At 66.2% G+C, this 25,086-nt stretch carries 32 protein-coding genes; 13 read left to right on the forward strand and 19 right to left on the reverse strand.

Annotated elements, in window-relative coordinates; all coding sequences use genetic code 11:
* Window position 1 precedes the first annotated feature (1 nt).
* From GO606_RS06815 to GO606_RS06855, 9 genes are all read left to right on the forward strand, one after another.
* The gene (locus GO606_RS06815) at window positions 2-1,180 is read left to right on the forward strand and encodes an ABC transporter substrate-binding protein (protein WP_169120478.1); all 1,179 of its coding nucleotides are present in this window, start codon (window positions 2-4) and stop codon (window positions 1,178-1,180) included.
* Between the two features lie 162 nt (window positions 1,181-1,342).
* A complete protein-coding gene (locus tag GO606_RS06820; RefSeq protein WP_246979422.1) occupies window positions 1,343-2,020 on the forward strand; it encodes an acyl-CoA thioesterase in 678 nt (225 codons plus the stop codon).
* Between the two features lie 36 nt (window positions 2,021-2,056).
* Window positions 2,057-2,545, forward strand: a complete 489-nt coding sequence (locus tag GO606_RS06825; RefSeq protein ID WP_169119870.1) for a hypothetical protein — start codon at window positions 2,057-2,059, stop codon at window positions 2,543-2,545.
* The gene (locus GO606_RS06830; RefSeq protein ID WP_169119869.1) at window positions 2,542-2,763 is read left to right on the forward strand and encodes a cysteine protease; all 222 of its coding nucleotides are present in this window, start codon (window positions 2,542-2,544) and stop codon (window positions 2,761-2,763) included. The genes GO606_RS06825 and GO606_RS06830 overlap by 4 nt, the downstream gene beginning before the upstream one ends.
* A 65-nt stretch (window positions 2,764-2,828) precedes the next feature.
* Window positions 2,829-5,516: a winged helix-turn-helix domain-containing protein gene (locus GO606_RS06835; RefSeq protein WP_169119868.1), complete on the forward strand. Its 2,688-nt coding sequence runs from the start codon at window positions 2,829-2,831 to the stop codon at window positions 5,514-5,516.
* 186 nt (window positions 5,517-5,702) lie between these two features.
* Window positions 5,703-6,383, forward strand: a complete 681-nt coding sequence (locus tag GO606_RS06840) for a heavy metal response regulator transcription factor (protein ID WP_169119867.1) — start codon at window positions 5,703-5,705, stop codon at window positions 6,381-6,383.
* Complete coding sequence (locus GO606_RS06845; protein ID WP_169119866.1) at window positions 6,380-7,777, forward strand: heavy metal sensor histidine kinase; 1,398 nt, start codon at window positions 6,380-6,382, stop codon at window positions 7,775-7,777. The genes GO606_RS06840 and GO606_RS06845 overlap by 4 nt, the downstream gene beginning before the upstream one ends.
* 78 nt (window positions 7,778-7,855) lie before the next feature.
* The gene (gene nudC, locus GO606_RS06850) at window positions 7,856-8,695 is read left to right on the forward strand and encodes an NAD(+) diphosphatase (protein WP_169119865.1); all 840 of its coding nucleotides are present in this window, start codon (window positions 7,856-7,858) and stop codon (window positions 8,693-8,695) included.
* Between the two features lie 103 nt (window positions 8,696-8,798).
* On the forward strand, window positions 8,799-10,625 hold the full coding sequence (locus GO606_RS06855) for an EAL domain-containing protein (protein ID WP_169119864.1): 1,827 nt from the start codon (window positions 8,799-8,801) through the stop codon (window positions 10,623-10,625).
* Window positions 10,626-10,736: 111 nt separating this feature from the next.
* Here the strand turns inward: GO606_RS06855 and GO606_RS06860 are convergent, their stop codons facing one another.
* The 10 genes from GO606_RS06860 to GO606_RS06905 form a co-directional block, all read right to left on the reverse strand.
* The gene (locus tag GO606_RS06860) at window positions 10,737-11,240 is read right to left on the reverse strand and encodes a GNAT family N-acetyltransferase (RefSeq protein WP_169119863.1); all 504 of its coding nucleotides are present in this window, start codon (window positions 11,238-11,240) and stop codon (window positions 10,737-10,739) included.
* A complete protein-coding gene (locus tag GO606_RS06865) occupies window positions 11,237-11,515 on the reverse strand; it encodes a type II toxin-antitoxin system TacA family antitoxin (RefSeq protein ID WP_169119862.1) in 279 nt (92 codons plus the stop codon). The genes GO606_RS06860 and GO606_RS06865 overlap by 4 nt, the downstream gene beginning before the upstream one ends.
* Before the next feature lie 230 nt (window positions 11,516-11,745).
* Window positions 11,746-12,042 (reverse strand): BrnA antitoxin family protein, encoded by a 297-nt coding sequence (locus tag GO606_RS06870; protein ID WP_169119861.1) that lies wholly within the window; start codon window positions 12,040-12,042, stop codon window positions 11,746-11,748.
* Window positions 12,026-12,295, reverse strand: a complete 270-nt coding sequence (locus GO606_RS06875) for a BrnT family toxin (RefSeq protein ID WP_169119860.1) — start codon at window positions 12,293-12,295, stop codon at window positions 12,026-12,028. Before GO606_RS06875 ends, GO606_RS06870 begins: the two co-directional genes overlap by 17 nt.
* Before the next feature lie 192 nt (window positions 12,296-12,487).
* On the reverse strand, window positions 12,488-12,871 hold the full coding sequence (locus tag GO606_RS06880) for a type II toxin-antitoxin system VapC family toxin (protein WP_169119859.1): 384 nt from the start codon (window positions 12,869-12,871) through the stop codon (window positions 12,488-12,490).
* Window positions 12,868-13,107 carry a type II toxin-antitoxin system VapB family antitoxin gene (locus tag GO606_RS06885; protein WP_246979423.1) on the reverse strand — a complete coding sequence of 80 codons (240 nt, stop codon included), beginning with the start codon at window positions 13,105-13,107 and terminating at the stop codon, window positions 12,868-12,870. Before GO606_RS06885 ends, GO606_RS06880 begins: the two co-directional genes overlap by 4 nt.
* Before the next feature lie 196 nt (window positions 13,108-13,303).
* A complete protein-coding gene (locus tag GO606_RS06890) occupies window positions 13,304-13,450 on the reverse strand; it encodes a hypothetical protein (RefSeq protein WP_169119858.1) in 147 nt (48 codons plus the stop codon).
* A gap of 26 nt (window positions 13,451-13,476) precedes the next feature.
* Window positions 13,477-15,111, reverse strand: a complete 1,635-nt coding sequence (locus GO606_RS06895; protein WP_169119857.1) for a methyl-accepting chemotaxis protein — start codon at window positions 15,109-15,111, stop codon at window positions 13,477-13,479.
* A gap of 211 nt (window positions 15,112-15,322) precedes the next feature.
* Window positions 15,323-15,817, reverse strand: coding sequence for a GNAT family N-acetyltransferase (locus tag GO606_RS06900; protein WP_169119856.1), 495 nt, complete (start codon window positions 15,815-15,817; stop codon window positions 15,323-15,325).
* On the reverse strand, window positions 15,814-16,086 hold the full coding sequence (locus GO606_RS06905) for a type II toxin-antitoxin system TacA family antitoxin (RefSeq protein WP_169119855.1): 273 nt from the start codon (window positions 16,084-16,086) through the stop codon (window positions 15,814-15,816). Before GO606_RS06905 ends, GO606_RS06900 begins: the two co-directional genes overlap by 4 nt.
* 387 nt (window positions 16,087-16,473) lie before the next feature.
* Here GO606_RS06905 and GO606_RS06910 point away from each other — a divergent pair, with 387 nt between their 5' ends.
* Window positions 16,474-17,079 (forward strand): EAL and HDOD domain-containing protein, encoded by a 606-nt coding sequence (locus tag GO606_RS06910; RefSeq protein ID WP_169119854.1) that lies wholly within the window; start codon window positions 16,474-16,476, stop codon window positions 17,077-17,079.
* 147 nt (window positions 17,080-17,226) lie between these two features.
* Here GO606_RS06910 and GO606_RS22085 read toward each other — a convergent pair whose 3' ends face one another.
* From GO606_RS22085 to GO606_RS06930, 4 genes are all read right to left on the reverse strand, one after another.
* Entirely contained in the window at window positions 17,227-17,391 is a 165-nt protein-coding gene (locus GO606_RS22085) for a type II toxin-antitoxin system YafQ family toxin (RefSeq protein WP_425532201.1), read from the reverse strand.
* A gap of 104 nt (window positions 17,392-17,495) precedes the next feature.
* Window positions 17,496-17,762 carry a type II toxin-antitoxin system RelB/DinJ family antitoxin gene (locus GO606_RS06920; RefSeq protein WP_169119853.1) on the reverse strand — a complete coding sequence of 89 codons (267 nt, stop codon included), beginning with the start codon at window positions 17,760-17,762 and terminating at the stop codon, window positions 17,496-17,498.
* Window positions 17,763-18,037: 275 nt separating this feature from the next.
* Window positions 18,038-18,244 (reverse strand): hypothetical protein, encoded by a 207-nt coding sequence (locus GO606_RS06925; RefSeq protein ID WP_246979424.1) that lies wholly within the window; start codon window positions 18,242-18,244, stop codon window positions 18,038-18,040.
* Window positions 18,245-18,772: 528 nt separating this feature from the next.
* Window positions 18,773-19,207: a pilin gene (locus tag GO606_RS06930; protein WP_169119852.1), complete on the reverse strand. Its 435-nt coding sequence runs from the start codon at window positions 19,205-19,207 to the stop codon at window positions 18,773-18,775.
* Window positions 19,208-19,488: 281 nt separating this feature from the next.
* On the opposite strand from GO606_RS06930, the gene GO606_RS06940 reads away from it, so the two are divergent.
* Window positions 19,489-20,049 (forward strand): tetratricopeptide repeat protein, encoded by a 561-nt coding sequence (locus tag GO606_RS06940; RefSeq protein WP_246979425.1) that lies wholly within the window; start codon window positions 19,489-19,491, stop codon window positions 20,047-20,049.
* Window positions 20,050-20,251: 202 nt separating this feature from the next.
* The gene (locus GO606_RS06945) at window positions 20,252-21,760 is read left to right on the forward strand and encodes an extracellular catalytic domain type 1 short-chain-length polyhydroxyalkanoate depolymerase (protein WP_169117965.1); all 1,509 of its coding nucleotides are present in this window, start codon (window positions 20,252-20,254) and stop codon (window positions 21,758-21,760) included.
* Window positions 21,761-21,804: 44 nt separating this feature from the next.
* Here the strand turns inward: GO606_RS06945 and GO606_RS06950 are convergent, their stop codons facing one another.
* The 3 genes from GO606_RS06950 to GO606_RS06960 are packed head-to-tail and all read right to left on the reverse strand — an operon-like array spanning window position 21,805 to window position 22,762.
* Window positions 21,805-22,143 (reverse strand): nucleotidyltransferase domain-containing protein, encoded by a 339-nt coding sequence (locus GO606_RS06950; RefSeq protein ID WP_169117966.1) that lies wholly within the window; start codon window positions 22,141-22,143, stop codon window positions 21,805-21,807.
* Window positions 22,144-22,177: 34 nt separating this feature from the next.
* A complete protein-coding gene (locus GO606_RS06955; protein WP_169117967.1) occupies window positions 22,178-22,570 on the reverse strand; it encodes a type II toxin-antitoxin system HicB family antitoxin in 393 nt (130 codons plus the stop codon).
* A gap of 9 nt (window positions 22,571-22,579) precedes the next feature.
* Entirely contained in the window at window positions 22,580-22,762 is a 183-nt protein-coding gene (locus GO606_RS06960; RefSeq protein WP_169117968.1) for a type II toxin-antitoxin system HicA family toxin, read from the reverse strand.
* Window positions 22,763-22,998: 236 nt separating this feature from the next.
* Here GO606_RS06960 and GO606_RS06965 point away from each other — a divergent pair, with 236 nt between their 5' ends.
* Complete coding sequence (locus GO606_RS06965) at window positions 22,999-24,072, forward strand: tellurite resistance/C4-dicarboxylate transporter family protein (RefSeq protein ID WP_169117969.1); 1,074 nt, start codon at window positions 22,999-23,001, stop codon at window positions 24,070-24,072.
* Window positions 24,073-24,077: 5 nt separating this feature from the next.
* Here GO606_RS06965 and GO606_RS06970 read toward each other — a convergent pair whose 3' ends face one another.
* Together GO606_RS06970 and GO606_RS06975 are read right to left on the reverse strand one after the other, a co-directional pair.
* A complete protein-coding gene (locus tag GO606_RS06970; RefSeq protein ID WP_169117970.1) occupies window positions 24,078-24,551 on the reverse strand; it encodes an RES family NAD+ phosphorylase in 474 nt (157 codons plus the stop codon).
* A complete protein-coding gene (locus tag GO606_RS06975; RefSeq protein ID WP_169117971.1) occupies window positions 24,548-24,985 on the reverse strand; it encodes an MbcA/ParS/Xre antitoxin family protein in 438 nt (145 codons plus the stop codon). The genes GO606_RS06970 and GO606_RS06975 overlap by 4 nt, the downstream gene beginning before the upstream one ends.
* Between the last annotated feature and the right edge of the window lie 101 nt (window positions 24,986-25,086).

Here is a 25,086-nt window from a genome sequence, read left to right on the forward strand (position 1 = left end):
GATGCGCAAGAAACAACAAGAGAAAGCGTGTCGTGCGGTGCTGGCAGTGGTGATCGGCGTCCTGGTTCCGCTAGGCGCCGCGCAGGCCGCAGAGAAGGTCAAAGTGGGCCTGATGCTGCCTTACACCGGCACCTATGCGGCGCTGGGCAACGCGATCACGAACGGCTTCAAGCAGCACGTTGCCGAGCAGGGCGGCACGCTGGGCGGGCGTGAAGTCGAGTACTTCGTCGTCGATGACGAGTCGGATCCGTCGAAAGCGACCGAGAACGCGAGCAAGCTGGTCAAGCGCGACCAGGTCGACGTCCTCGTCGGCACGGTGCATTCGGGCGTCGCGCTGGCGATGGCGAAGGTCGCGCGCGACACCAAGACCTTGCTGATCATCCCGAACGCCGGCGCCGACGAGCTGACCGGCCCGCTGTGCGCACCGAACATCTTCCGCTCCTCGTTCACGAACTGGCAGCCGGCCTATGCAATGGGCAATGTTGCAGCCGAACGCGGCCACAAGAACGCGGTGACGCTGACGTGGAAATACGCCGCCGGCGAGCAGGCCGTCGCCGGTTTCAAGGAAGCGTTCGAGAAGGCCGGCGGCAAGGTCGCGAAGGAACTCTACCTGCCGTTCCCGAACGTCGAGTTCCAGCCTTTCCTGACCGAGATCGCGAATCTCAAGCCGGATGCGGTGTTCGTGTTCTTCGCCGGCGGCGGCGCGGCGAAGTTCGTCAAGGACTACGACGCCGCCGGGCTGAAGAAGAGCATCCCGCTGTACGGTTCGGGCTTCCTCACCGACGGCACGCTGGACGCGATGGGCGGCTCCGGCGAGAGTCTGTTGACGACGCTGCATTACGCCGACGGGCTCTCCCACGCGAAGGACGCGAGCTTTCGCACCGGCTACGCGACGAGCTACAAGATGCAGCCCGACGTCTACGCGGTGCAGGGCTACGATGCGGCGCAACTGCTGCGTTCCGGCCTTGAGGGGGTAAAGGGCGGCAAGCTCGACCAGGCGGCGATGATCAAGGCGATGGAAGCGGCGAAAATCGACAGCCCGCGCGGCGCGTTCACGATGTCGAAGGCGCACAACCCGGTGCAGGACATCTATCTGCGCAAGGTGGAAGGGCGCGACAACAAGCTCGTCGGCATCGCCGAGAAAGCGCTCGCAGACCCGGCCCGCGGCTGCAAGATGTAAGCGATGCGGGGGCCGCCGGTTCGCCTGCCGCGACCCCGCCACGAAGGGGTGCCCCCTTCCTTCACCCCTCCCGGGTGGGGGTGGCGGCGACGGGCGTCGTTATATTCACTCCATGTTCAGCAGCCCCGGGTCGTCCCGGTGGCTCGTGCCAGGAGGAAGACCATGACAGCTTTGGGCAACGCGATCGCGACGGGAGTCGTGCCCGAAGGGGCGGCGCGCAACGCGCGGGGCGGAGAGCGTTTTGCGGACGCCGGCGCCAAACCGGCAGCGGCAGTGATGACGTCGGTGTGGAAGACGCTGCTCGGCTTTCTGCCGTTCGGGCCGGCGGCCAGACCCGCTGCAGCGGCGAAGGGGGACGCGCCGCAGGGGGACGTGCGGCCGGGCGTCGAACCGTGCGCCGCGTCGGCGATGTTCGAGCGCGAGGAGCTGATCCGGTTCGCGCACTGCGACCCGGCCGGGATCGTGTTCTACCCGCAGTATTTCGTCCTCCTGAACGGCCTTGTCGAGGACTGGTTCACCGAGGGGCTGGGGGCGGATTTCGCGGAACTCGTGACGGTGCACAAAATGGGCATCCCGACAGCGAGGATGGACTGCACGTTTTCCCGCCCGAGCCGTCTCGGCGACCGGCTGGTGCTCGGGCTGACGGTGACGAAGATCGGCAACAGCGCGATCGACCTCGAAGTGCAGGGGCGCGTCGGCGACGAAATACGCCTGCAGGCCCGGCAGACGCTCGTGATGTGCTGCCTGGAAACGATGAAATCAGTCCCGATTCCGCCGCAGATCCGCGCCGGCCTCGCGCGCTACTGCCGCAACGGATGTTCGAGCGAGGAGAAAGTGTGATGAAGGGAATTCTCCCGATGAGGCATGGAGGTTCAGATGCAGATTGAACTGGATGCGCCGCCGGCGACCGCGTCGTGCGTGTTTGCCGATCCGCCCGTGTGGCAGGCGATGCTCGACCGGCATTGCGAACTTTTCACCGAGATGATCCCGGGCTCGGCGGTCGGCTTCGTGCCGCGTTCGGGCTCCGGCATCCAGCCGGGCAAGCACGTCGCCGGGCTCGTCGATAGCGGCAGCGACGTCGAGATGATGCGCTGGATGGCTGACGGCAGCGGCATGGTCGCGAGCGTGCAGCCTTATCCGGGCTTCCAGGACGCGCGCGTCGACCTGCTGTTCGTCGCCGACGACGTCGCGCTCACGGTGATGCACGCCTCGCTCGACGGCGACACGCTGTCGTCGATCAAGCGCCTGATCCGCCAGGGCAACATCATGTTCTTCGTGCTGCGCACGAAGTTCGAACTGCAGGACGCGGGCTACGAGGAGTTCCTCGACACGCTCGGCCTGGCCTTCCTGGGAGCGTGCCGATGATCTTCCACAACCCGTCCGGCGCCCCGGAACTCGCGTGCGAACAGTGCGGCTGCCGCTGGTTCGATCGCATGCACGGCACGTGCTACGAATGCGGCAGCCAGGTTCCCGCGGAAGAGATTGCCGAGTTCGACCGGGCGCTGCAGGCGTTCTGGGCGAAAAGTGCCGGCAAGGAAGGGTCGGCTGCCGTGCCGGGAGCGAATCCGCCCGCTGACGCGTGAGGCTTCGGCGCGGATGGAAGCGCTGGTATCGTGGCGTTCCCGCATCACCAACGCACGGACGCTGCATGAGGAACAAGACCACCGAGGCAATCCCGTATCGTTTTGCCCTCAAGACGATGCCGCCGCATTCGGCGAAGCAGGCGCTCGCGCCGGCGCGCCTGCTCGAGCGCCTGCGCGAGACGGCCGAGCAGCCGCTGGTCGTCGTCACGTCGCTGGCGGGCTTCGGCAAGACCTCCTTGCTCGTGCAGTGGCGGCGCGAGCTGCTCGCGACCGGCGCGGCCGTCGCGTGGCTGACGGTCGACGCGAGCGACGACAGCGCGACGTTCATCCCGGCGCTGGTGGCGTCGATCCGCGTCGCGGTCGGGCTCGACGTGCCGGCGCGCGCGTTCGACCAGCTCGGCCAGTCGGGCGCCGACCTGTGGATCGCGAGCGAAGTCCTCGTGCAGATCCACGAACTCGCGCGCCCGACCTACGTCCTCATCGATGACCTGCACCAGCTGTCCGACGCGCACGCCGTCGAGTTCGTCTATTACCTGATCCGCAACGCGCCGCCGAATTTCCATGTCGTCGCCACTTCGCGCGCCGACCCGCCGTTCCCGGTCGAGGAACTGAACGCGCACGGGCTGTACACCCAGTTCGTCACCGAGGATCTGCGCCTGCGCCTCGACGACACGATCGGTTTCCTGCGCCGGCGCCTCGGCGAAGACATCGACATCGAGACCTGCGCGCGGCTGCACGAGCGCACCGAAGGGTGGCCGATGGCGTTGCAGATCGCCACCGCCGCGATGGCGCGGAAAAGCGACGTCGCGGGCACGGTGGCGGGGTTGTCGGGCGCGACCGGCGACATCGCGCGCTATTTCTCGCAGTTCGTGCTCGAAAGCCTGGAGCCGGACGCCGTCGCGATGCTCGTGCGTGCGTCGATCCTGAAGACGCAGCACCCCGAGCTGTGCACGGCCCTGAGCGGCGTCGCCGACAGCGGCGAAATCCTGTCGCGGCTCGAGCAGAACACCGGGCTCGTGACGTCGGTCGGCGGCGACGGCGACAACTACCGCATGCACCCGCTGTTCATCGAGTACCTGCACAGCCTCCTCGACGCGCTGCCGGCCGACGAGCTGCGCGTGCTGCACGCGACCGCGGCCGAGTGGTTCGCCGCGCACAACATGCTCGAGCAGGCGGCCGACCACGCTTTCGTCGCCGGCATGCGCACCCAGGCGATGGACTGGATCGAGAAGCGCCTGCGCCACCTCGGCGTGCAGGGCCGGATCGTCGAAGTCCTGGCGTGGCTTGACCGCCTGCCGCCGGAGGAAATCACGCGGCGCGAAGGCATCCAGCTGACGGCCGCGTGGGCGTGCGCGCTGTGCTACCGCCCGCAGGATGCGGAGCGTCTGACCGACGTGATCCTCGCGCGCCCCGGGGTCACGCCCGAGATCGCGCTGCAGGCGAACATCGTGCGCTCGGCGGTCGCGATCCACTGCGACGACTACACCCGCGCGCGCGGCTGCATCGAGAGCTACGACCCGGAGCTCGGGCCGCTGTACTGCAATACCCTGTCGTTCGTCGCGATCCATACCGGCTTCCCCGACCGCGCGCGCTATTACCAGCAGATTTCCGACGGCCGCGGACGCGGCGTGCGCAACTTCTACGACGCAATGTACGGCGCGTTCGCGGTCGGCCTCAGTTACCTGATCGAAGGCCAGGCGAGCGAGGCGGCGGGCGTTTTCCGCGCCGCGCTCGAACGCGCCGAGGCGAGCACCGGCTGGCGCTCGCTGCCGGCGGCGATGCAGGCGGCCGGCCTCGCGGCGGCGTGCTGGGAGCTCGGCGCCGAGGACGAAGCGCGCGCGCTGCTCGCGAACCGGCTCGATCTCATCGAGCAGGCGGCGCTGCCGGACGCGGTGATGCTCGCCTACCTGACGCTCGCGCGCTACGAGAACCAGAAGGGACGCGAAGGGAAGGCGTTCGACGCGCTGAACAGCCTCGCCGCGATCGGCGAGCTGCGCGGCCAGCCGCGCCTCGTCGTCGCGAGCCTCGGCGAGCAGCTGCGCCAGCACGCGATCCGCAACCGCGTCGTGTCGTGCCGCATGCTGCTGGGCGCGATCGACGAGATCGTCGCCGGCGCGGATCGCCCGGACCGCGGGCTGGAGGCGGAACTGCGCCTGGTCCGCGAGATCGCCGCCGCGCGCGTCGCGCTGCTCGATTTCAACGACGAGGTGGCCGCGCTCGCGCTCGAGCGCGCAGGCGGAATCGCCGCCCGGCTGCGACGCGGGCGCGACCAGCTCACCGTCAAGCTGCTTGCCGCGTGCTGCGAGGGGTCGGGCGACGAGGGTGCGGCGCGGCTTTTCGCCGAGGCGCTGAGCCTCGCCGAATCCTTCCGGCTCGTGCGCGTCATCGCCGACGACTGGCCGGCGGCGCTCGAATGCCTGCCGGAGCTCGACCGCTCCGGCCTCGCGCGGGGCGCGGGCATCACGCCGGGGTTCATCGAGCGTGCGACCGAACGCTGCCGCTTCGGCTGGGTGCCGGAAGCGAGCGGGCACAAAACGGCGGACTCGAAAAACCGCCCGGCGCAGCTCTCCGCGCGCGAGATGGAAATCCTCGGCGCGCTGTCGCTCGGCCGCTCGAACAAGGAAATCGCGAAGATGCTCGATGTCGGCGCCGAGACGATCAAGTGGCACATGAAGAACCTCCTCGCCAAGCTCAACGCCGCGAACCGCCGGCACGCGGTGGATCGGGCGCGGCTGCTCGGGATCATCGAGTAGCGCGTGAGCGTTTTCTTTTCGGCATCGTCGGTTTCCGTCGGGTGCCGGCTGCGCCCCGACGGCACGCTGCCGTGCCTCGCCGGACGACTCGAGGCTGACGCGCCGATTACATCTTTGTAATCTCTGCTCATGTTGAGGCATGCCGGGGCAGAATGCGCTCGCGGATAGCCGCGGGGGACACGAGCAATGAAAATCCTGATCGTCGAGGACGAGCCGAAAACCGGTGATTACCTGCGCCAGGGGCTGGCCGAAGCGGGCTTCGTCGTCGATCTCGCGCGCGACGGGCTCGACGGCCTGCATCTGGCGCTCGACGGCGATTACGACCTGATCGTGCTCGACGTGATGCTGCCGTCGCTCGACGGCTGGGGCGTGCTGCAGACGGTGCGGCGCAGCGGGCGGGACATGCCGGTGCTGTTCCTGACCGCGCGCGACCAGGTCGAGGACCGCGTGCGGGGGCTGGAGCTTGGCGCCGACGACTACCTCGTCAAGCCGTTCGCGTTTTCCGAGCTGCTGGCGCGCGTGCGCACGCTGCTGCGCCGCGGCAAGGCGAAGGAGCCGGAGATCTACAGCGCGGGCGACCTCGAACTCGACCTGCTGCGTCGGCGGGTGACGCGCGCCGGCGTGAAGGTCGACCTGACGTCGAAGGAGTTCGCGCTGCTCGAACTGCTGCTGCGCCGCCAGGGCGAAGTGCTGCCGCGTTCGCTGATCGCGTCGCAGGTGTGGGACATGAATTTCGACAGCGACACCAACGTCATCGAAGTCGCGGTGCGGCGGTTGCGCGCGAAAGTCGACGACCCGTTCGAGCCGAAGCTGATCCGCACCGTGCGCGGCATGGGCTACGTGCTCGAAGCGCCGCAGACGCCGTGAAGCGCCCGTTGTCGCTGACGGCGCGGCTGGCGCTGCTGTTCGCAGCGCTGGCGGCGAGCCTGCTGATCGTCGTCGGCGTGGTGCTCGGGCGCGCAGTCGAGGCGCATTTCGTCGAACTCGACAGCCATGAGCTGCTCGGCAAGCTCGCGTTGATCGAGAACCACCTGCTGACCTCCGTGACGTCCGAGGCGCGCGACACGCTTGCGCAGCGCCTCGATGACGCGCTCGTCGGCCACGACATGGTCGGCGTGCTGCTGCGCGACGCCGAAGGCAGCATCATCTACGTCGTCCATCCGGGCCACTTCGGCGCGCCGCAGCTCGCGGGGCAGCGCCTGCCGGCGGGCGTCGCGAGCTGGGAAAAGGACGGGCGCCATTACGTCGGCAGGGAAAGGACGTTCGCGCTGCCGTCCGCGGCGGGCGAGGGCAGCCGCGTCACCGCGCTGGTCGGGCTCGACATCACGCACCACGCGCAATTCCTCGACACGATGCGCCGCGGGCTGTGGCTCGGCATCTCGGTCGCGGCGGCGGTTGCGGCGATGCTCGGCTGGTGGGCGGCGCATCACGGCCTGGCGCCATTGCGCCGGGTCACCGCGACCGCTGGCGGCCTGTCGGCCGAGCGGCTCGGCGAGCGCCTGGCCGAGGCCGATGCGCCGACCGAAGTGCATGAGCTCGTCGAAGCGCTCAACGGCATGCTCGACCGCCTCGAGTCCGCGTTCCAGCGTCTTTCCGACTTCTCCGCCGACATCGCGCACGAGCTGCGCACGCCGGTCTCGAACCTGATGACGCAGACCGCGGTGTGCCTGTCGCGCCCGCGCAGCGCCGACGAATACCGCGACGTGCTGGCGTCGAACCTCGAGGAATACGAGCGCATCGCGCGCATGGTCGGCGACATGCTGTTCATCGCGAAAGCGGAGAACGGCCGCCTGCCGCATCCCGACGAAACGGTCGCGCTCGCCACCGAGGCCCGCGCCCTCGTCGAGTTCTACGAAGCGCTCGCGGAGGAGCGCGGCGTGAAGATGGACGTGCGCGGTGACGCGCGCGTGCGCGGCGACGGGCTGATGCTGCGCCGCGCGATTTCGAATCTGCTGTCGAACGCGATCCGTCATGCGCATGCGGGCGGGACGATCGAGATCACGATCGCGGACGAAGGCCCCCAGGTCGCGCTGCGCGTGCGAAACCACGGCGACACGATCGCTGCCGACCAGCTGTCGCGGGTCTTCGAGCGCTTCCATCGCGCCAGCGCCGACCGGCAGCGCCACGGCGAAGGGGCGGGGCTCGGGCTCGCGATCACTAGCGCGATCGTCGAGGCGCACGGCGGAACGATGAGCGCCGAGTCGGCCGATGGCGTCACGACGTTCGGCATGCTTCTGCCGCGCGAGCGTGCGCCGTCCTGAAGATGCGCCGGCACTTCCGGCCGCCGCGCAAAGCGTGGAGACTGTCGCCCAGCGATGATGAACAGCGGGAATCAACCAATGCGCATGGACACTTTTGTGCCGGGAATCACCGAACCTCCGCAGGCGAGCGACAGCGACCTGTGGTTCGTGTTCAACGCGGGCCGTCTGCTCGTGATCAGCGAAGGCGAGTCAGCGCGCGTCCCGAGCCGCGGCGAACTGGAGGAACTGGGTGTCGCCGCCGCGCGCTGCCGCCACTATCTCGGCCGGCTCGGCGAGCGGGACTGCTTCACGGCTGCGGCTGAAGCGCCGCCCGAGCTGGCCGAACACGTCGAATGGCAGGGCCTGCGAAGGCTTTTCGGGCGGATCGACGAAACGGTGCTGACGATCGCCGGGCGCGCGGTCCAGATCATCGAGTGGGACGACACGCACCGGTATTGCGGCCGCTGCGGTTCGGCGACGGCGCTGAAGCAGGGGGAGCGGGCGCGTGTGTGCCCGGATTGCGGGCTTGCGGGCTATCCGCGCCTGTCGCCGGCGGTGATGGGGCTGGTGCGGCGCGGACGCGAACTGCTGCTCGCACGCTCGCCGCATTTCCCCGAAGGCATGTACAGCGCGCTCGCCGGTTTCGTCGAGCCCGGCGAAACGCTCGAACAGACGCTGGAGCGCGAAGTGCGCGAAGAGGTCGGCGTCGAGATCACGAACCTGCGCTATTTCGGCAGCCAGCCGTGGCCTTTTCCGCACTCGCTGATGATCGCCTTCGTCGCCGACTACGTCAGCGGCGAGATCGTCCCGCAGCCCGGCGAGATCGAGGCCGCCGACTGGTTCGGCATCGACCGCCTGCCGCGCCTGCCCCATCCGGTCAGCATCGCCCGCCGGCTCATCGACGAGACCGTGGCGTCGATCGCGCAGACCATCGCGTAGCGATCGCGGGCCTGTAACAGAAGGTAAGCAGAATGCACCGGCACGCCCGGCAGTCTGCACGCGCAGGCGGCACGGGCAGGTCTTCATCCGCTGCGAGGAAGCAATGCCGTCGACGTCCGACCCTCTTGCCCTGTTCAACGCCTTGCTCGATACGCAGGCGCTCCAATACGAATTTCAACCGATCGCCGACATCGGCCGCGCTTCGGTGCTCGGCTATGAGGCCCTGATGCGCGGGCCGCAAGGCTCGGCGTTGCGTTCGCCCGAGGAACTGCTGCGCGCCGCGCGCAGCGCCGGGCGCCTGGCGGAACTCGAGCGTGCGGCGTGCCTCGGCGCGATCGCCGCGTTTCCGCGGCTGGGCCTGCCCGGAAAGCTCTTCGTGAACCTGTCCGCGCCCCTGATCGAACATTTTGCGCTCGATCACGGGCGCGAGCTGCTGCAGCATGCGCACGAGGCCGGGCTTTCCCCCGACCGGCTCGTGCTCGAACTGACGGAACACGAACGCGTCGAGGATGCCGATGGGCTCCAGGTGGCGATGAAGGTCCTCGCCGCGCGCGGCATCACGCTCGCGATCGACGATTTCGGCGATGGCCGTTCGAGCCTGCGCCTGTGGGTGCAACTGAGGCCCCAGATCGTCAAGCTCGACAAGTATTTCGTGCATGGCCTGCAGCGCGACAGCCGCAAGCTCGAGGTCGTCCGGACCGTGCTGCGGCTGGCCGAAGTCCTCGGCACGCCGCTGGTCGCCGAAGGCATCGAGGACGCCGCCGAACTCGCGGTGCTGCGCGACCTCGGGTGCGACTATGCGCAGGGCTACTACATCGGCCGCCCGGCCGCGGTGCCGGCGTCCTCGCTGTCGTCCGCTGTCCTGAAAGTGCTCGGTTCGGCAAAGATCTCGGTGCTGCCGACACTGTCGCGGCGGCAGCGCGTCGGCCACTCGGTGGACAGGCTGAAGATGGCCGCGCCCGCGGTCGCTCCCGATCTTGCGAGCGAGGAGCTGTTCCGCATGTTCGGCGCGAATCCGGACCTGCACGCGGTTGCGGTGGTGACGGGCGGCCTGCCGCTGGGCCTCGTCAACCGCCGCGACTTTGTCGAGAGCTATGCGCAGCCGTTTTACCGCGAGCTCAACAGCAGGCGGCCGGTGAGGCAGTTCATGAATGCGGATCCGATCTGCGCCGAGCGCAGCGCGCCGCTCGATTCGCTGATCAACGTGCTGGCCGGCGAGGATCAGCGCTACCTGCACGACGGATTCATCGTCACCGAAGAGGGGCGCTACGTGGGCGTCGCGACGGGCGAGAGTCTCGTGCGCGCGGTCACCGAGCTGCGCATCGAGGCGGCTCGGCATGCGAATCCGCTGACGCTGCTGCCGGGCAACATCCCCGTCACCGAGCATATCGCGCGCCTGCTCGACGCGCGGACCTCGTTCGCCGCCTGCTATTTCGACCTCAACAACTTCAAGCCGTACAACGATCTCTACGGCTACTGGCGGGGCGATGAGATGATCAAGCTGGCGGCGGAAATCGTCGCCCGGCACTGCGACCGGATGCAGGATTTCGTCGGGCACGTCGGCGGCGACGACTTCGTCGTGCTGTTCCAGAGCGACGACTGGGCCGAGCGCTGCGAGCGGATCGTCGCACAGTTCAATCGCGAAGCGCGCCGCCTCTTCGATGTCCGGGAACTGCAACAGGGCGGCTTCCACAGCGAGGACCGGCGCGGGTTCCGGGCTTTTTTCCCGCTGACGACGATCGCCGTCGGCGAAGTCGCCGTGTCGCCCGGGCAGTTCCGCGATCCCGAGGAGGTGGCTTCGGCGGCTGCCGCGGCAAAGAAAATCGCCAAGCTCTCCCCCGACGGCGTCCACCTTGCGGGCATCGCGATGGGCGTTCCGCGACTCGCCACGACGAGCCCGCCGAACGCGTCGCGTCTTTCGCCGCACTGAGCGCCGCCGTCATGGGCGCGTTCGTAGTCGTCAGTCAGTTTTCGGCATCTGCTTCACCTTGATTCAGATAGTCCCTCGCTGCCTGGGGTATTTCGCCTGATTCGGGGGCTTTCACGTTAACAAAGCCTTCAAATCCTTGAGCATCAGGAATAAATGATAAGAGTCGGTCTGGCTCGGCTCGAACTCCCAGGACTCGTACCATTGCCGCGCCGCATCGTCCTTCGCGTGCACCAGCAAGCATCGAATGCCCGCGATGTCGGCCGCTTGGGCTGTGCGCTGCAAGGCATCCTTGAGCAGCGCTTTGCCCAGCCCTTTGCCCTGATGGTCTTTGTCCACCGCCAGCCTGGCCAGAATCATCACTGGGACAGGGCGGCGAGCGAGACCTTTCATCACCCGCGCAGGTGCCGACTCGGGATCAACACTGCCTACCGCGAGGCTGTAGAAACCGACGACCTCACCGGCACTGCGGCAGACGTAGGTTTGCGCGCTGTTGGCCTTCTGGTTGACCAGCGCGTACTGATGCAGAAACTGATTCAGTGCCGGCTGACCACAGTCGAAACCTTCGACGGCGTCTGCGGCACTGAGTTTGCCTATCGGTTCATACGCTGCACTCAACCCAGCACTCCAGGTTCGGTGAGCAGTTTCTTCAGGCGCGTTTTGGCCTGCACCGGGCGATCCAGAGCCTGCTGGAATGCCTGCCACTGCTCGTCGTCGAGAACGAAACGGCGACGGTCGGCCAGCGCCTGGTTGGCCGCAGTCACGCCGGCGTCGAGCAGGAACTCGCTGACGTTCTTGTGGCAAGCACGCGCTGCTTCCTGCAGGAGCTGCTTGACGGGGCCGCTCGCCCGGACATCGATCCGTTCGGTTTTCGATTGGTTCAAGGTGGTCATGGCCAGCCTCCGGTTTCTGACATTGGATCGATGGTAACGTCCGGATGATGTCCTGACAAATAAAACGTATGCGGCAAGCGCATCGTTCCGCTGGCGCGGCCGTCGGGCGCACGCGCAACGCCCGTGTCGCCCAGTGGCTGGACCGCGTGCGCCTGCTGCTGGTGGCCGCGCCGGTGGCGGTCGCGATCGTGGCGGGGGGCTCTAGCCCGCGCGTCGGGCCCGCGAGCTGCTTACGCGGGGGAATGGGTCTTCAGCCAGTCCTTCAGCGCGGCATCGAGGCGGGTCTGCCAACCTTCGCCCGAGGCGCGGAAGGCCTGCACCACCTCCGGCGACAGGCGGATGGTGATGCGTTCCTTGGTCACCGCTGCGGGCGGGCGGCCGATGCGCCCGATCGGCCTGAGCTGCTCCCATTCCTTGTCGCTCAGTTCATACGTATCCGGATCGGCGGCGATTCCAGCCGCGATCGCGGTGTCCTCTTCCGGGGTCGGGAGGTAGACCTTTTTGCCTGATTTAGTCTTCAGAAACATAGCGTTTGACCTCTCTCGGGTTAGCCTTGCGCAGGCTGATGACGCGACGCACCTCGCCGCGATCCGTGTAAACCACACAAAACAGGCGCTCCCCCGCGATGGCGTAGCCGATCATGCGCGGTTCGCCATAATTGCGGCGCTCATCGGGCTTGGCCCACAGTGACTCCCAATCCAGTTCGGTGGCCAGCGACAAGGGTACCCCGTGCTTGGCGATGTTGGCGGCATCCTTGGCGGGATCGAAGGTGATTTCCATGTTATTTATTGTATGCACAAAAACATGCGTGAACAAGGTTTTTGTACATACACAAACGGCCGCTAGCGCGGCTGGGGCTTGGGTGTTTGCGCTTGGTCGCGCCGTTCCGGTTCGGGCTGCGGGAAGGGGTTTTCGTTGGCGTCAACGCTGATCAGGCCCGGATTTGGCTGTGGGTGCCCACCCACACCGCTTCTACTGCAAGATCGACCGATGCATCACGCCGAACCGTTCTGACAGCGCGGCAAGGCGCTTGTCCAGCGTCCACAGCTCTGCGCCCGGTGTGATCAGCGTTGACGCCAGCAAAACCATGTCAACCAGCCCGCACCCAAGCCCATACAGTTTTTCGCGCTCGATGAAGTCCATCGCCTCGCGCAAACTCGCCTGTTGCGTCTGTTGAAGGAGTCCTATGTCGCTGAGTGTCTGAACACGGGGTGCGGGTGGTGTTCCGCACGCAAGTTCGACCAGGACCATTGGATGCGTCAGCGCCAGGTCCAGATCGAGCAAGTCCACCAGGACATCATTGCGTTGTCGGAAGTGGTCAACCCATACCGAGGTGTCGACCAGGACGCCTTTCATTGCGAGGGCTCGCCGCGCCGTCGCGGCACATCCTGCATCTCCGACACGGTGCCACCCAGCGCAGCAAGACGCTTGGCGGCTTGTACCCGAACGAAAGTTTTCATCGCCTCGCGGAAGAGATCGGCCCTGTCCATCGTCGGGTCGGCCACTTCCAGGGCCTTTTCATACAGATCATCCTCAATCGTGACAGTCGTTCTCATGCGAGCACCATCATCAGAAAAGATGTTAATAAGCATCAATATACGCATCTTTGCAAGCTGCGCAAGAGGTGAACGGCAGGGGGAGGCCCGTGGCCCCTGAGGGCGCGCGTTCCCCGGATTTCGCGGCGTCAGTCGCCTGACCGGACGCGGCGCTTCGCCTCGGGGCTCCGGGCTTGCCGCGCAGGGCGCTCGGTCAATCGGCCCGTAACGTACTTGTGGGGAACGCTTGCGATCAGCGTCTGGTACGGTATTCCTTCTTCGAGTGCTGTTTCGCGACGACGGATCGGGCGAGGCGAGGCAGCGACGGCGAGAAGTCGACACTCCCGAGCGCTCCCATCGCTGCCGCGCGCTCGGGTTCGATTTCGACCAAGGCTTCCACTTCGGCCGCCCCGCGACCTTGGCCGGTCAGACAGTATATTGCTGGACCGCCTTGCGCATCCTGGCAACTACGGCTTCCAGGTAGTTCACGGTCGCCGAGGTCTGCTCCACGACCGCGACGTTCTGCTCAGTCATCGCCGCCACCTGTTCCAGATTGCGCGCCAGGTCGGTCATGGCGCTGTTCTGCTCGTTGGCCGCGTGGGCGATCTCGCTGACCATCTCGATGGTCTTGCTCATTTCATCGCGCATGCGGCGCAGCGAATCGGCCGCTTCATTCACTTGCGACACCCCTTCCGCGACACGCGCCGCGCCGGTGCGCATGCCATTCACCGCTGAATGGGTCTCCACCCCTATGCTGTTGACCATGCCGCTGATTTCCTGGGTCGCGTTGCTGGTGCGCTCGGCGAGCTTGCGCACTTCATCGGCCACCACCGCGAACCCGCGCCCCTGCTCGCCGGCCCGCGCCGCTTCGATCGCGGCATTGAGCGCGAGCAGGTTGGTCTGGTCGGCGATTTCCTTGATGACCGCGGTGATGCGCGAGATCTCTTCCGAGCGCTTGCCCAGCGACTCAACCTGCGCGGCGGCGGTATGCACGGTGTCGGCCAGCGACTGTATGGTCTTGCTTGCGCCTTCTATCACCGCCACCCCGTCGCGCGAGGTCTGGCCCGCCTCCTCGGCGACGCCACGGGTCGATCCGGCATAGGTATTGACCTCGCCGATCGAAACCGTCACCTCCTCGACCGCCGCCGCCGCCGACGAAGTCGCTTCACTCTGCTTGTGCGCCGAATCGCGCACGTTCCTGACTCCGCCGTCGACATCGTCGGCCGCGATCGCGACCTGCCCGGTGATGTCGGAGACTCCCTGCAACGTCGCCTGAATGGACGACACGAAAGTATCGATACCGCGCGCGATCGTGCCGATCACATCGCGCCGCGACAGATCGAAGCGGGTGCGCAGATTGCCCGACGCGAGCACCTGTTCCAGCCACGCCGAGGTCGCGTCCAGATCACGCGTAACCCGCCCCGCGTAAATGAACAACCAGAACACCCCGTAGACCAGCGCCACCCCCGCCAGGAACAGCTCCAGCGATCGCGGCGCCGCCATGTCGAATAGCCGTTGCCCGAACAGCATCAGGGACTGCACCACCGCCATCAACCCAACCAGCGTCATCTGCGCCCGCAGCGACATGAGGGCTTCCAGCCACGCCGGCCGCTTGCGCACCGCCCGCCCGTGCTCGACACCGAGCGTCTTGGCCCCCTTGCGCAGGGCCGCGTACGCCGCGTCGGCTGCGGCCACCTCGTCGCGGCCGGGGCGCGAGCGCACCGACTGGTAGCCGACCACGGCGCCGTTCTCGCGCACCGCCGACACATTGGCCACCACCCAATAGTAGCCGCCATCCTTGCGCCGGTTCTTGACCAGTCCGCGCCACGGACGACCCGTCTTGAGATCCGTCCACAGATCGGCGAAGGCTTCGGGCGGCATGTCGGGGTGGCGCACGATGTTGTGCGATTTCCCGACCAGCTCCTCGCGGGTAAAGCCGCTCACCTTGCAGAACGCCTCGTTGGCGTCCTCGGTGACCCCTTTCAGGTCGGTGCGTGAATAGATGAACTCGTTCTCGGGCAACAGGGTTTCGACATTCGTGACGGGAAGATTGAGCTTCATTTACCAGCCTCGTTGTTTTTCGGATATTCGTACCTGCTCAGCTCTTGCCGGCGACCGCGGATCTCACGCGAAGCGAGGCGGGGGCGGCTGGCCTTGGAAAGTCAGGGTGAGAGCGTGGAAGAGGTTGGCGCCCTGCCTGTGCATGATAACGAGATAGGAGCGGATGGTGCAGAAGGTGCTGTTTTTGGCGCCCTGGCCTATTTTTGCGCTCTCAAGCCTTGACGGCGTTCAGGCGCAGCATCAGCGTCATCGGGTGCTGTGGCGATTCCTGAAAGCCGTAGTGCTCGTAAAACTGCTTGGCGCGCTCGTGAAGCGCATGAACGAGCAAGGCTCGCACGCCAGCGTTCTGCGACACTGCCACGGCCCGATTGACGGCGTCTTGAAGCAGGGCCGCACCGAGCTTGATGCCCTGGGCACGATGGTCAATAGCGAGCCGTGCCAGCACCATCACCGGAATGGGGTCGGGCATGTTTCGTCGCACGCCGCCCGTCGCCATCCGGTGCGAGACCGCTCCCACCGCCATCGCGTAGTAGCCGAAAACGCGCGCCTCCTGATCCGTGACGACGAATGTGCGGCTGGCCCCGCTCAACTGATTGGACAGTGCCCGCCGCTTGAGCCATTCGTCGAGACTGGCCTCCCCGCTGGCGAATCCCTCGAGGAGATGATCGGCAGCGAGGGGTTGTGGTGCGCTCAGTTGCAAGCTCATGCCGCGTCGGTGTTCCACGGCGCCTGCACGGCCATGAGGCGCTCAAGCCCGGGATTTGGTCCGGGGGGTGCGTCCAGCATGGCAGTGAACTGCTTGAACTTGTCGGCATCCAGGCCAAAAAAAACCTGATCCAGCACCACGGCCTGTGCTCGGTCGCAAGCAGCTTCGAGCATGAAGTCCGAACGGTTCTTGCCCAACAGGCTGGCGGCGTGATCGATCAGGTCACGCTGTTCGGGCAAGGCCCGCAGGTTGATGGCCGCGTCACGCATGGGTGGCTCCTTTTGCATACATGTTGGATACACGAATTGTGGGAGGGCGTGTAGCTGTTGTCAATACGCGGTCTTGCCGGCCCTGCGTTCCCGCCGGCGCTCCCGCAGCCGGGCCATCGCCTCGTCGAGGAACTCGCCGAAATGGTGGTCCCCTGTTTCCGTGCTTGCTTCAGTTCCAAAAGGAAAAGACCGCCGAGGCGGTCTTTTTCGGAAGCAAGGGGGAAAACGTGGTCTGTCCCCTATTTTCCCGTCTGTCCCCTATTTTCCCGGCTTCATGAGCGGTTCAGCCGCAGGGGCGAAGAATGCAGTCATGGTCCGGAAAGAGCCGGGCCGGGCAGGGCGGTCGAGGCAATACATGCCGCCGGAATCACGCCAATGGAGGCAATCATGGGCAACCAGAACGAAGTGTTCGTCGCGCGTCAGCCGATCCTGAACAAGGATCGCAATGTGATCGCCTATGAGCTGCTGTTCCGCGATGACGGCTCAGGCGAAGCGAGGGTCAGCGACGGCGCACGCGCCACCGCGCAGGTGATCGCGCGCGTCTTCGGCCGTCTCGGCGTCCACAGCGTCATGGGAGGCTGCGCCGCGTTCGTCAACCTCGACGCCGAAACCCTGCTCGGCCGCGGCGTCGAACGCCTGCCGACAAAGGGCGTGGTCCTCGAATTGCTCGAAACGATCGAAGTTGACGAGGCGGTCGTGAATCGCTGCGCCGAACTCAAGCACCTCGGCTACCGCCTCGCGCTCGACGACTTCTGCGCGATCACGCCCGATTATGAACCGCTGCTCGGGCTCGTCGACATCGTCAAGATCGACGTGCTGCAGCTCGATCCCGACGCGCTCGAACGGCTGGTGCGCCGCCTGCGGCTGTACCCGGCGCGGCTGCTTGCCGAGAAAGTCGACACCACCGAACGCGCCCGCCGCTGCCGCGCGCTCGGCTTCGATTTCTACCAGGGCTTCCACTTCGGCCGACCGGCCGCGTTCGCGGGGGCGTGAGGCGTCTTCTTCTGCAGGGCTGTTTTTGCTCTCGGATACTGGGTGTGATTTCAGGTCTGTCCGGCCTGTCCGTATTTCCCTTGTCCCCAGTTGGGCGCAATGGAACAGCGAACCGGCTTAAGGAAGCCGGAATCGCCGAAAATTCCGTCAGCCGAAAAGCTCGCTGTGCGAGCCAAGCCGCGCCAGCCGGATGGTGTCGGCATTCGACTTGCGGTAGATGAGCAGCAGGTCGGGCTTGAGGTGGCATTCACGGTAGCCCGCCCAATCGCCTGAAAGGTCGTGATCGCGGTAGCGTGCATCCCAAGGGCTGATCGGTCGCCCGCGCGATCAACACCGGCTTGAGTGCGTCATCGAGCGTGGCGCGGTGCTGGCCCTTGGCCTCCCGCTTGTAATCGCGCTTGAAGGCGGATGAACGATCAATCGTCCGCATGCAGGTCCGCTATCAAATCGTCAACGCTGGCGAACTTCTTGCCCTTGCCCGCTTCCAGCTCGGCAATAGCCTTCTTCGTGGTGGCACTGGGCACCTTCACGTCGAATGGCAGGCGGTGTTCGTCGGCGATGCGCAGCATCAGCAGACGGATGGCATCGGAGATCGACAGCCCCATCGCTTCGAGCGCGCTGGCGGCGCGCTCCTTGGTATTGGTGTCGATGCGAGCGCGGACATAGGTATCGGTGGTGCTCATGACAGCTCTCCGTGAACAGTTTGGACACTTCCATTGTGGTCTCAATGTGACTACGTCACAAGGCGGCATCGTGCAGGGGAGTTTTGAGCAATCCGCGTGTCTCGTGCATAGGTCTGCTGAAGCCTGCCGATCAGAAGTCCGCTGCACACGCGGCGACCAGCCCAATGAACTGGTGCAGTCGTCTTCTGAAAACGACAATGCCGCCAACTTCTCAGCAAGGCTTTCGCAGATCTTCGTTTGCGAGAAAGCCTTTTCCGTCCAGACGATCCCCATTCTTACGCGGTCTTGCCGGCCCTGTGTTCCCGCAGGCGCTCCCGCAGCCGGGCCATCGCCTCGTCGTGGTCGTGGAGGCGGGCCTCCTTCGCGTCGACGCGCGCGAGCGTCGCCGAAACCTTGCCGAAGAGCCAGCCGTCGTATCCGGGATCCTTGTCGAGCAGGAATTCGGGCAGCAGGGTGTCGGCGGCGTCCTCGATGGAGATCATGATCCCGGCCGGGCGATTGTTTTTGGGGACGACGACAGGTTTCCTGCTGGCTGCGTCGAGGAACTCGACGAAATGGCGGACCCCGTTTCCGTGCTTGCTTCAGTTCCAAAAGAAAAGACCGCCGCAGCGGTCTTTTTCGGAAGCAAGGGAATAAACGTGGTCTGTCCCCGTTTTCCGGGGAATAAACGTGGTCTGTCCCCGTTTTCCGGGTGCCCGTTTTCCGGGTGTCGGCGGCGTCCTCGATGGAGATCATGATCCCGACCGGACGATCGTTCCTGGTGACGACGACAGGTTCCCTTCGGGCCGCATCGAGGAACTCGCCGAAATGGTGGTCCCCCGTTTCCGTGCTTGCTTCAGTTCCAAAAGAAAAGACCGCCGCAGCGGTCTTTTTCGGAAGCAAGGGGGAAAACGTGGTCTGTCCCCTATTTATTCAAGGTATTTATTCAAGGCGGTCTTTTTCGGAAGCAAGGGGGAAAAGGTGGTCTGTCCCTCAGGGTCTGTCCCCGTTTTCCTTCCGTTTTCCATTTCTTAAGGGTTTGGTGCAGGTGCAGGTGCAGCTGCGGCGCCGCAGGACTGGGGAGCGTACTCCGGCTTGCTCGACGTGCAGGCCCATGTAACCGAGTTCGCAGTCGCACTCCACTTCGGAGTGAGAGTGATCACTTGAGCCTTCGTGTCATCCGTACCGGTCACAGTAATGATGCCGGTGGCAGCGTCGAGGGTGGTCTTATCCACTAAGCCACCCGTACCAGGCTTCTCGCAACTGCCACCGGACGCCGCGCCCTTGAGTTGGGAAGCTTCGGTGACACACGTGCGCGCTGAACTCGCCGCAAGGAGCAATTCGGACACGCGGGCGCGAACCGTATAGCTCTGATACGCCGGCAGCGCCACCGCCGCCAGAATGCCGATGATCGCGACGACGATCATCAGTTCGATCAGGGTAAAGCCCTGTTGTGCCTTTTTCATTTTGTACTCCCTTGGATGCCCGCGGAAAATCCCGCTTGCGGCATACAACGCAAGGGCTGCGCCATGCCGAGAAAGGCCGGAAACAGCGGGGTTCAGGCGATCCGGGGTGTGCCACCCCCCACACTTGGCACACCCCCACCTGTGCCACGCGATTCGAATGGCACACCCGGTCGTGCCAGCAGGACGGGCATGGCGCAGCCGGAGGCGCCTGTGCCGCGAAACCGTTTTGCCCGGCCGGGCCTGCAGTTAAACTCGCGCTTTCTCGCCGCGTCGGAGCCACGATGGACTGCATCTCCCTGAACACCGTCTCGTCGCTGTCGGGCCTCAGCAAGCGCACGCTGTGGCGCCGGGTCGCGGACGGGCTGCTGCGGACACAGACCCTGGGTGCCGGCGAACGCACGCTCGTCGCGCTCGACGACGCGCTGGCGCTCTCCCGGCTACGCCTGGAGCCCGACGACCGCGAACTGATCCGCGAGGCCGATGCCGGCATCGCGGAAGCGCAGTGCGATCTCGCGCTGCTGTTCCTCGCGCAGAACCTGCCCGAAGAGGCCGTCCGCTGGCTCGAGCCCGCAGCCCAGCAGAATTGCCCCGAGGCCATGCACTGGCTGGGCCGCTGCCACATCGCCGGGACCGGCGCGCCAGCCGACGAAAAGGCGGGGATGGAGTGGATCGCAAGAGCCGCCAGCCGCGGCCACGCCACGGCCCCCCGGATGATCCAGTACCACGAAACCCGACCGCTCCCCCCCCGCGACCCCGCCGCCCTCGAAGCGGCCCTCGACGCAATCGATCGGGAAGTCGTCCTGCGTGCGCTGAATGAGACGGCGCATCCCGCTCACAGATAAGGGGAAAGGGGGTCGCGAAGTAATCTGCGCGACGTGTCAAAAGCGGCGCAAAACAGTGTCAATACGCGCGCTGCGTTACAGTGAAGGCGCAGGGCAGGGGGAGCACAGCGGCCGGAGCGTCGGCGTCGCTTCGGCGCGGCGGGACGCGCGAGATGATCGATCGCGGCGGATTTTCCGCGGCGATCCTCAGGGAGGTGTGTCGATGCGCGTGAAACGGGTATGGCGAAATGCGCTGGCTGCGGTGCTGCTGGTCCTGTGCGGCGCGGCCGTGGCCGGCACGACCGAGTCCTTCACGTTCCGCGCGCAGGACTATTCCGGCTCGCGCGACCGGCAGTACAAGGTCTATGTCCCGGACGGCCTGAGCGGGCCGGCGCCGCTGGTCATGGCGCTGCACGGCTGCCAGCAGACCGAGGAAGACGTGCTGCGCGACTGGGGCCTGACCGCCGCGGCCGAACGCTATGGCTTCATCCTCGTCGCGCCGCGCATCACCAGCTACGACGGCCTGCGCAACACCAACTGCTGGGGGTTCTGGTTCGACGCGCACCAGCACGAAGGGCGCGGCGAGCCTGAAGACCTGCATCGCATCGCGCGCGAAGTCGAGGGCAACTTCTCGATCGACCCGGCGCGGCGCTACATCACCGGCCTGTCGTCAGGCGGGGCGATGACGGTGGTCGCGGCGGTCGCGCACAACGAGTACTGGGCAGCGGCCGCGAGCGTGGCCGGCATCCCGTATGGCGAGGATTCGGCGTCGGTGTCGCTGTCGGGCCAGTGCCCGGGGCGGGCGACGTTCCATCCGGTTGGCCGCGTCGCCGCCGACATGCAGGCCGAAGTCGATGACCCTTACCCGATCCCGCTGCTGGTGGTGCAGAACAACGCCGACTGCACGGTCGTCCAGCCCGCCGGCCGCAACCTGCGCGACGCCCAGCTGACGGTGTTCGGCTCGCCCGGACACGATACGCCGGCGACGGCGATGGCGCGGCAGATGCCGTGCACCCCGGTGTTCGGCGACCAAGACTACGGCTGCCGGCATTCCGTCTTCACCACGGACGGAGCCACCGCCAGCCGCTCGGTCGTCGAGACGGTGTTCTACGACGGCCCGCAGGCGACACCGAACCCGTCCGACACCGACCATGGCCACTACTGGATCGGCGGCGAACAGGGGCGGGACGGCAAGTGGTCGATCCGGCGCGGGCCGAGTTTCCCGGACATCGCGTGGAATTTCTTCGAGCGCCATCCGCGCGCGGCCGCCGCCGAGCCCGGCGGCCCGCGCATCACGATCGCCGGGGCGAACCCGCTACGGCTGGAAGAGGGGCAGGCGTTCGTCGATCCGGGCGCGACGGCCACCGACCCCGAGGACGGCGCGCTCACGGTCAGCGCCGATTGCAGCAGCGTCGACCCTGCCCGGCCGGGCCGCTACGCGTGCACCTACAGCGCAACCGACAGCGCCGGCAACACGGCGTCGGCGAGCCGCACGGTCGAAGTCCTCGCGCGCGGCGGTTCCGGCATGAGCTGCGCGCAGGCCACGGCCTCGCCGGGCACCCACGTGGTCGCTGGCCGCGCGAGCACGAGCGGCTGGTTCTTCGCCCGCGCGCTGACCACCGGCGACCGGCAGGACATCGGCTTCAGCTGGGATTTCTGGTCGCGTGTCACGCTGTACGAAGGCGAGCCGGGCCGCTGGTACGCCCACCCGCCGCGGGGCTGCGAGGGCTAGTCAATCGACGAAACCTATTTGTCTTCGCCATCAGTTCTCGGTCTTCACAGCCTGACCCCCTCCCTGGCGATGTTCCGGAGCAGCGCGGGATTGGAGAAATTCTCCGGGTGCTCCCATTCGTCGAGCCACACTGGTAGCGGCGAGATGTTGATGCCCGTTTCAAGCAGTACGTCATAGGCCACGTCTGCCATCGCCAGAGTGGTTGTCAGGACCCTTTGATGCTCACCTTTGAGGAGCACGGCGACATCCGCATCGCTATCCGGGCGGTGCGTCCCGCGCGCCCGGCTACCGTAGACGATCGCGCCTGCCGTGTCGTAGCGGCTGGCGATCAGAGCGAGGAAGCGCCGGATGGCTTCCTCTGTGCAGTGGTCAATGCGGTTCACAGGCGACTCCATCATCGTTGGTCGGGTCTTCCCCTTAGCGCATCGCCGCACGGGCCGCCTCGGCCAGAAAGCCGGAACGGGTCTCGCCGTGGGCCTTGGCGTAACTGTCGATCTTCGCCAGCAGGCGACGCGGCAGGGTGATGTTGATTTTCTCGGCGCGCCCCTCGAAGCGCGACACATCCACCTCGACCGCCGCCCATACGCCGTCGGCGAAATCCGGATTGGTCCGATGCTCGGCAATCGGGCGCGGCACGGGAATATCGCCGCCCTCCTCGGTCAGCCCCTCCAGATGCAGGTCGATGGCCTCGACCACCGAATCCAGCGCCGCGTCGAAGGTGTCGCCCGCCGAAAAACAGCCGGGCAGATCGGGCACCGTCACGCCGAAACGAACGTCATCGTCGGAATGCAACACCACGGGAAAACGCATGACAACCTCCTATTTCCACCCCGCCTGCTTCCTGATGCTGTTCAGCGTACCGGCGGGGATGTCGCTGTCAGGGTGCTTGACCGTCACCAAGCCCGGCTTGCTCGGATGCTTGAACTGGTGATGCGAGCCTTTGACCCGCGCCAGAAACCAGCCGTCCGTTTCCAGTTGCTTGATGATTTGCTTGCTGTTCATGGTGGTTATTGTACCTACCGTACAACGGCAAGCAACACCGGGTTAGGCCGAGGCCTGCCGCGGAGCGTGATATGCTTTTTGCGCCGAATCCGGCACGCCTCGGGAGAAGAAATGCTTCCAGCAAGCGGAAAGTTGTTCCGGCACACGGGGCTTGATCTGCCACCGGGAGCGTTTTCCCGCCCGCCCGGCACGCCGTCCGTCCCCTGTGGCGGGTGGTCGCCGCGGAGCACCGAGGAATGACCGCCGTTCCGGCGGCACGCACGCTTGCCGGCGCGCGCCTGCTGCAGGATCTCGAAGGCATGTCTCCGGCCTACTTCGGCATGGTCATGGCGACCGGGATCATCTCGCTGGGCGCGCACCGGCTCGCGCTGCCGCGCCTCGCGCAGGCGCTGTTCATCCTCAACGTCGGCATCTACGCCGTCATCGCGCTGCTGTTCGTGCTGCGCATGGTCCGCTTTCCGCAGCGCTTCTTCGGCGACATGGTCGATCACCTGCGCGGGCCCGGGTTCTTCACCGCTGTCGCCGCCTCCGGCATCCTCGGCAGCCAGTTCCTGATCCTCGCCGACAGCGAAGCGGTCGGGCTCGCGCTGTGGTTCGTCGCGATCGCGCTGTGGATCGGGCTGACCTACACGATCTTCACGGCCTTCACCGTCAAGGAGCAGAAGCCGACGCTCGACCGCGGCATCAGCGGCGGCTGGCTGCTCGCGGTGGTCGCGACGCAGTCGATCGCGGTGCTCGGCGCGCTGCTCGCGAACCACCTCGAGCAGCCTTACCGGCTGGAGCTGAACTTTTTCGCGCTGTCGATGTGGCTGTGGGGCGGCATGCTCTACATCTGGATGATGTCGCTGATCTTCTACCGCTACACGTTCTTCCTGTTCTCGCCCGGCGACCTCGCGCCGCCGTACTGGATCAACATGGGCGCGATGGCGATCTCGACACTCGCCGGCTCGCTGCTGATCGCGAACGCCCCCGACGCGCCTTTCCTGCATTCGCTGCTGCCGTTCCTCAAGGGGTTCACGGTCTTCTACTGGGCGACGGGCACATGGTGGATCCCGATGCTGCTGATCCTCGGCCTGTGGCGGCATATCTACAAGCGCTTCCCGCTGAAGTACGACCCGCTGTACTGGGGCGCGGTCTTCCCGCTCGGCATGTACGCCGCGAGCACGCAGCAGATGGCCGGCGCGCTGGGGTTCGATTTCCTCGGCTTCGTGCCGCCGATCTTCCTGTATGCCGCGCTCGCCGCGTGGACCGCCGCGTTCGTCGGCGTCGTGCGCGACCTGTGGCGCCGCCTCGGCGCAGCCCGGCAATAGCGGCATTAACCTTTTGGTTTGCCGAGCAGCCTGTCGTCGAAGGGGTAGCGCAATGCCGACAGGATGCGGCACTCCCGTGCCCCGGGATGAAGCGGGTTGAACAGGACGTTGCAGGTTCGCCCGACGACGGCGGACGGCACGCGCAACAGCAGCGATGTGCCGGAGGCGAGCCATCGGTCTCCGCAGCGGCGGGTCGCCGCGAACTCGTGCTGCCATCCAGTTTCCAGCCGCAGACCGTCGGGCGAGTCCGGATCGGCAATCGAGGCCCCGTCGGGCACTTCGACCTCCAGCAGCTGGTAGTGCCGCGGGAGCTCGCCGGGATGAGTCGCCTCGACGTGGACCAGTGCCTCCAGCAACGCACCGGCCGCACTTTCCGCCAGATATACGACCGGGCGGCCGCGGTTGTGCCAACGGCCAGGGTGCGTCAGTCCGCCGGCGCCCGAGAGTTCGGCGTAGTTGCTGATGCGCCACAGGATCACGCAAAGTACCCTTGATCGATCTCGTGGAGCCAGTTCTCCACGGCCTCGAAGCCGAGGGAGTCGGCCGCGAAATCCATCGGCGCGACACCGCCAAGACGAGTTTTCGGCGTGTGGAGCCAGTCGTGGGCGCGCTGGCGGTCGTCGAAGACCAGGTCGGCCAGCAATCGCAGCCGAACCAGCCGGTACAGACTATCGAACTCGGCCGGAGTCAGCGTGCCTTCACCCTTGCGCCGAACCCAGGTGCGGCGCGGGATCACGCGATAGACGTCGGCGGGCTCCAGCACACGCTCGCCGGACAGGGTGCGAAGCAGCATCGCGCCCAGCCGCTTGCGATCGGTCCGCGCCAACGTCAGCTCGTCGGCTGCACTGTCCATGCCGAGGACCCCACTCAGCTTGTCACTCAATCGATCCTGCAGCGAGAGCGTCTGAGTCATGGTGTCACCTTGTGAGCCAAATATAACCAAATGATGGGCCAAATGGCGCAGCCGTGCAAGGAAGATGACATCTTCAGAAACCCTGGAAAAGCAGGTCCGGC

The organism is Aromatoleum anaerobium (assembly GCF_012910705.2).
In the GTDB taxonomy this organism is placed as follows: domain Bacteria; phylum Pseudomonadota; class Gammaproteobacteria; order Burkholderiales; family Rhodocyclaceae; genus Aromatoleum; species Aromatoleum anaerobium.

Bases quoted from the DNA above. Each gene is read 5' to 3' on its own strand.
- GO606_RS06910 (WP_169119854.1), top strand. From the start codon at position 16,474: ATGGGCAACCAGAACGAAGTGTTCGTCGCGCGTCAGCCGATCCTGAAC.
- GO606_RS06830 (WP_169119869.1), top strand. From the start codon at position 2,542: ATGATCTTCCACAACCCGTCCGGCGCCCCGGAACTCGCGTGCGAACAG.
- GO606_RS06975 (WP_169117971.1), bottom strand. From the start codon at position 24,985: ATGACTCAGACGCTCTCGCTGCAGGATCGATTGAGTGACAAGCTGAGT.
- GO606_RS06820 (WP_246979422.1), top strand. From the start codon at position 1,343: ATGACAGCTTTGGGCAACGCGATCGCGACGGGAGTCGTGCCCGAAGGG.
- GO606_RS06960 (WP_169117968.1), bottom strand. From the start codon at position 22,762: ATGAACAGCAAGCAAATCATCAAGCAACTGGAAACGGACGGCTGGTTT.
- GO606_RS06930 (WP_169119852.1), bottom strand. From the start codon at position 19,207: ATGAAAAAGGCACAACAGGGCTTTACCCTGATCGAACTGATGATCGTC.
- GO606_RS06840 (WP_169119867.1), top strand. From the start codon at position 5,703: ATGAAAATCCTGATCGTCGAGGACGAGCCGAAAACCGGTGATTACCTG.
- GO606_RS06955 (WP_169117967.1), bottom strand. From the start codon at position 22,570: ATGCGTTTTCCCGTGGTGTTGCATTCCGACGATGACGTTCGTTTCGGC.
- GO606_RS06940 (WP_246979425.1), top strand. From the start codon at position 19,489: ATGGACTGCATCTCCCTGAACACCGTCTCGTCGCTGTCGGGCCTCAGC.
- GO606_RS06925 (WP_246979424.1), bottom strand. From the start codon at position 18,244: ATGATCTCCATCGAGGACGCCGCCGACACCCTGCTGCCCGAATTCCTG.
- GO606_RS06865 (WP_169119862.1), bottom strand. From the start codon at position 11,515: ATGACCACCTTGAACCAATCGAAAACCGAACGGATCGATGTCCGGGCG.
- GO606_RS06825 (WP_169119870.1), top strand. From the start codon at position 2,057: ATGCAGATTGAACTGGATGCGCCGCCGGCGACCGCGTCGTGCGTGTTT.
- GO606_RS06835 (WP_169119868.1), top strand. From the start codon at position 2,829: ATGAGGAACAAGACCACCGAGGCAATCCCGTATCGTTTTGCCCTCAAG.
- GO606_RS06815 (WP_169120478.1), top strand. From the start codon at position 2: ATGCGCAAGAAACAACAAGAGAAAGCGTGTCGTGCGGTGCTGGCAGTG.
- GO606_RS06945 (WP_169117965.1), top strand. From the start codon at position 20,252: ATGCGCGTGAAACGGGTATGGCGAAATGCGCTGGCTGCGGTGCTGCTG.
- GO606_RS06920 (WP_169119853.1), bottom strand. From the start codon at position 17,762: ATGAGCACCACCGATACCTATGTCCGCGCTCGCATCGACACCAATACC.
- GO606_RS06875 (WP_169119860.1), bottom strand. From the start codon at position 12,295: ATGGAAATCACCTTCGATCCCGCCAAGGATGCCGCCAACATCGCCAAG.
- GO606_RS06965 (WP_169117969.1), top strand. From the start codon at position 22,999: ATGACCGCCGTTCCGGCGGCACGCACGCTTGCCGGCGCGCGCCTGCTG.
- GO606_RS06880 (WP_169119859.1), bottom strand. From the start codon at position 12,871: ATGAAAGGCGTCCTGGTCGACACCTCGGTATGGGTTGACCACTTCCGA.
- GO606_RS06905 (WP_169119855.1), bottom strand. From the start codon at position 16,086: ATGCGTGACGCGGCCATCAACCTGCGGGCCTTGCCCGAACAGCGTGAC.
- GO606_RS06870 (WP_169119861.1), bottom strand. From the start codon at position 12,042: ATGTTTCTGAAGACTAAATCAGGCAAAAAGGTCTACCTCCCGACCCCG.
- GO606_RS06885 (WP_246979423.1), bottom strand. From the start codon at position 13,107: ATGCTTATTAACATCTTTTCTGATGATGGTGCTCGCATGAGAACGACT.
- GO606_RS06900 (WP_169119856.1), bottom strand. From the start codon at position 15,817: ATGAGCTTGCAACTGAGCGCACCACAACCCCTCGCTGCCGATCATCTC.
- GO606_RS06855 (WP_169119864.1), top strand. From the start codon at position 8,799: ATGCCGTCGACGTCCGACCCTCTTGCCCTGTTCAACGCCTTGCTCGAT.
- GO606_RS06895 (WP_169119857.1), bottom strand. From the start codon at position 15,111: ATGAAGCTCAATCTTCCCGTCACGAATGTCGAAACCCTGTTGCCCGAG.
- nudC (WP_169119865.1), top strand. From the start codon at position 7,856: ATGCGCATGGACACTTTTGTGCCGGGAATCACCGAACCTCCGCAGGCG.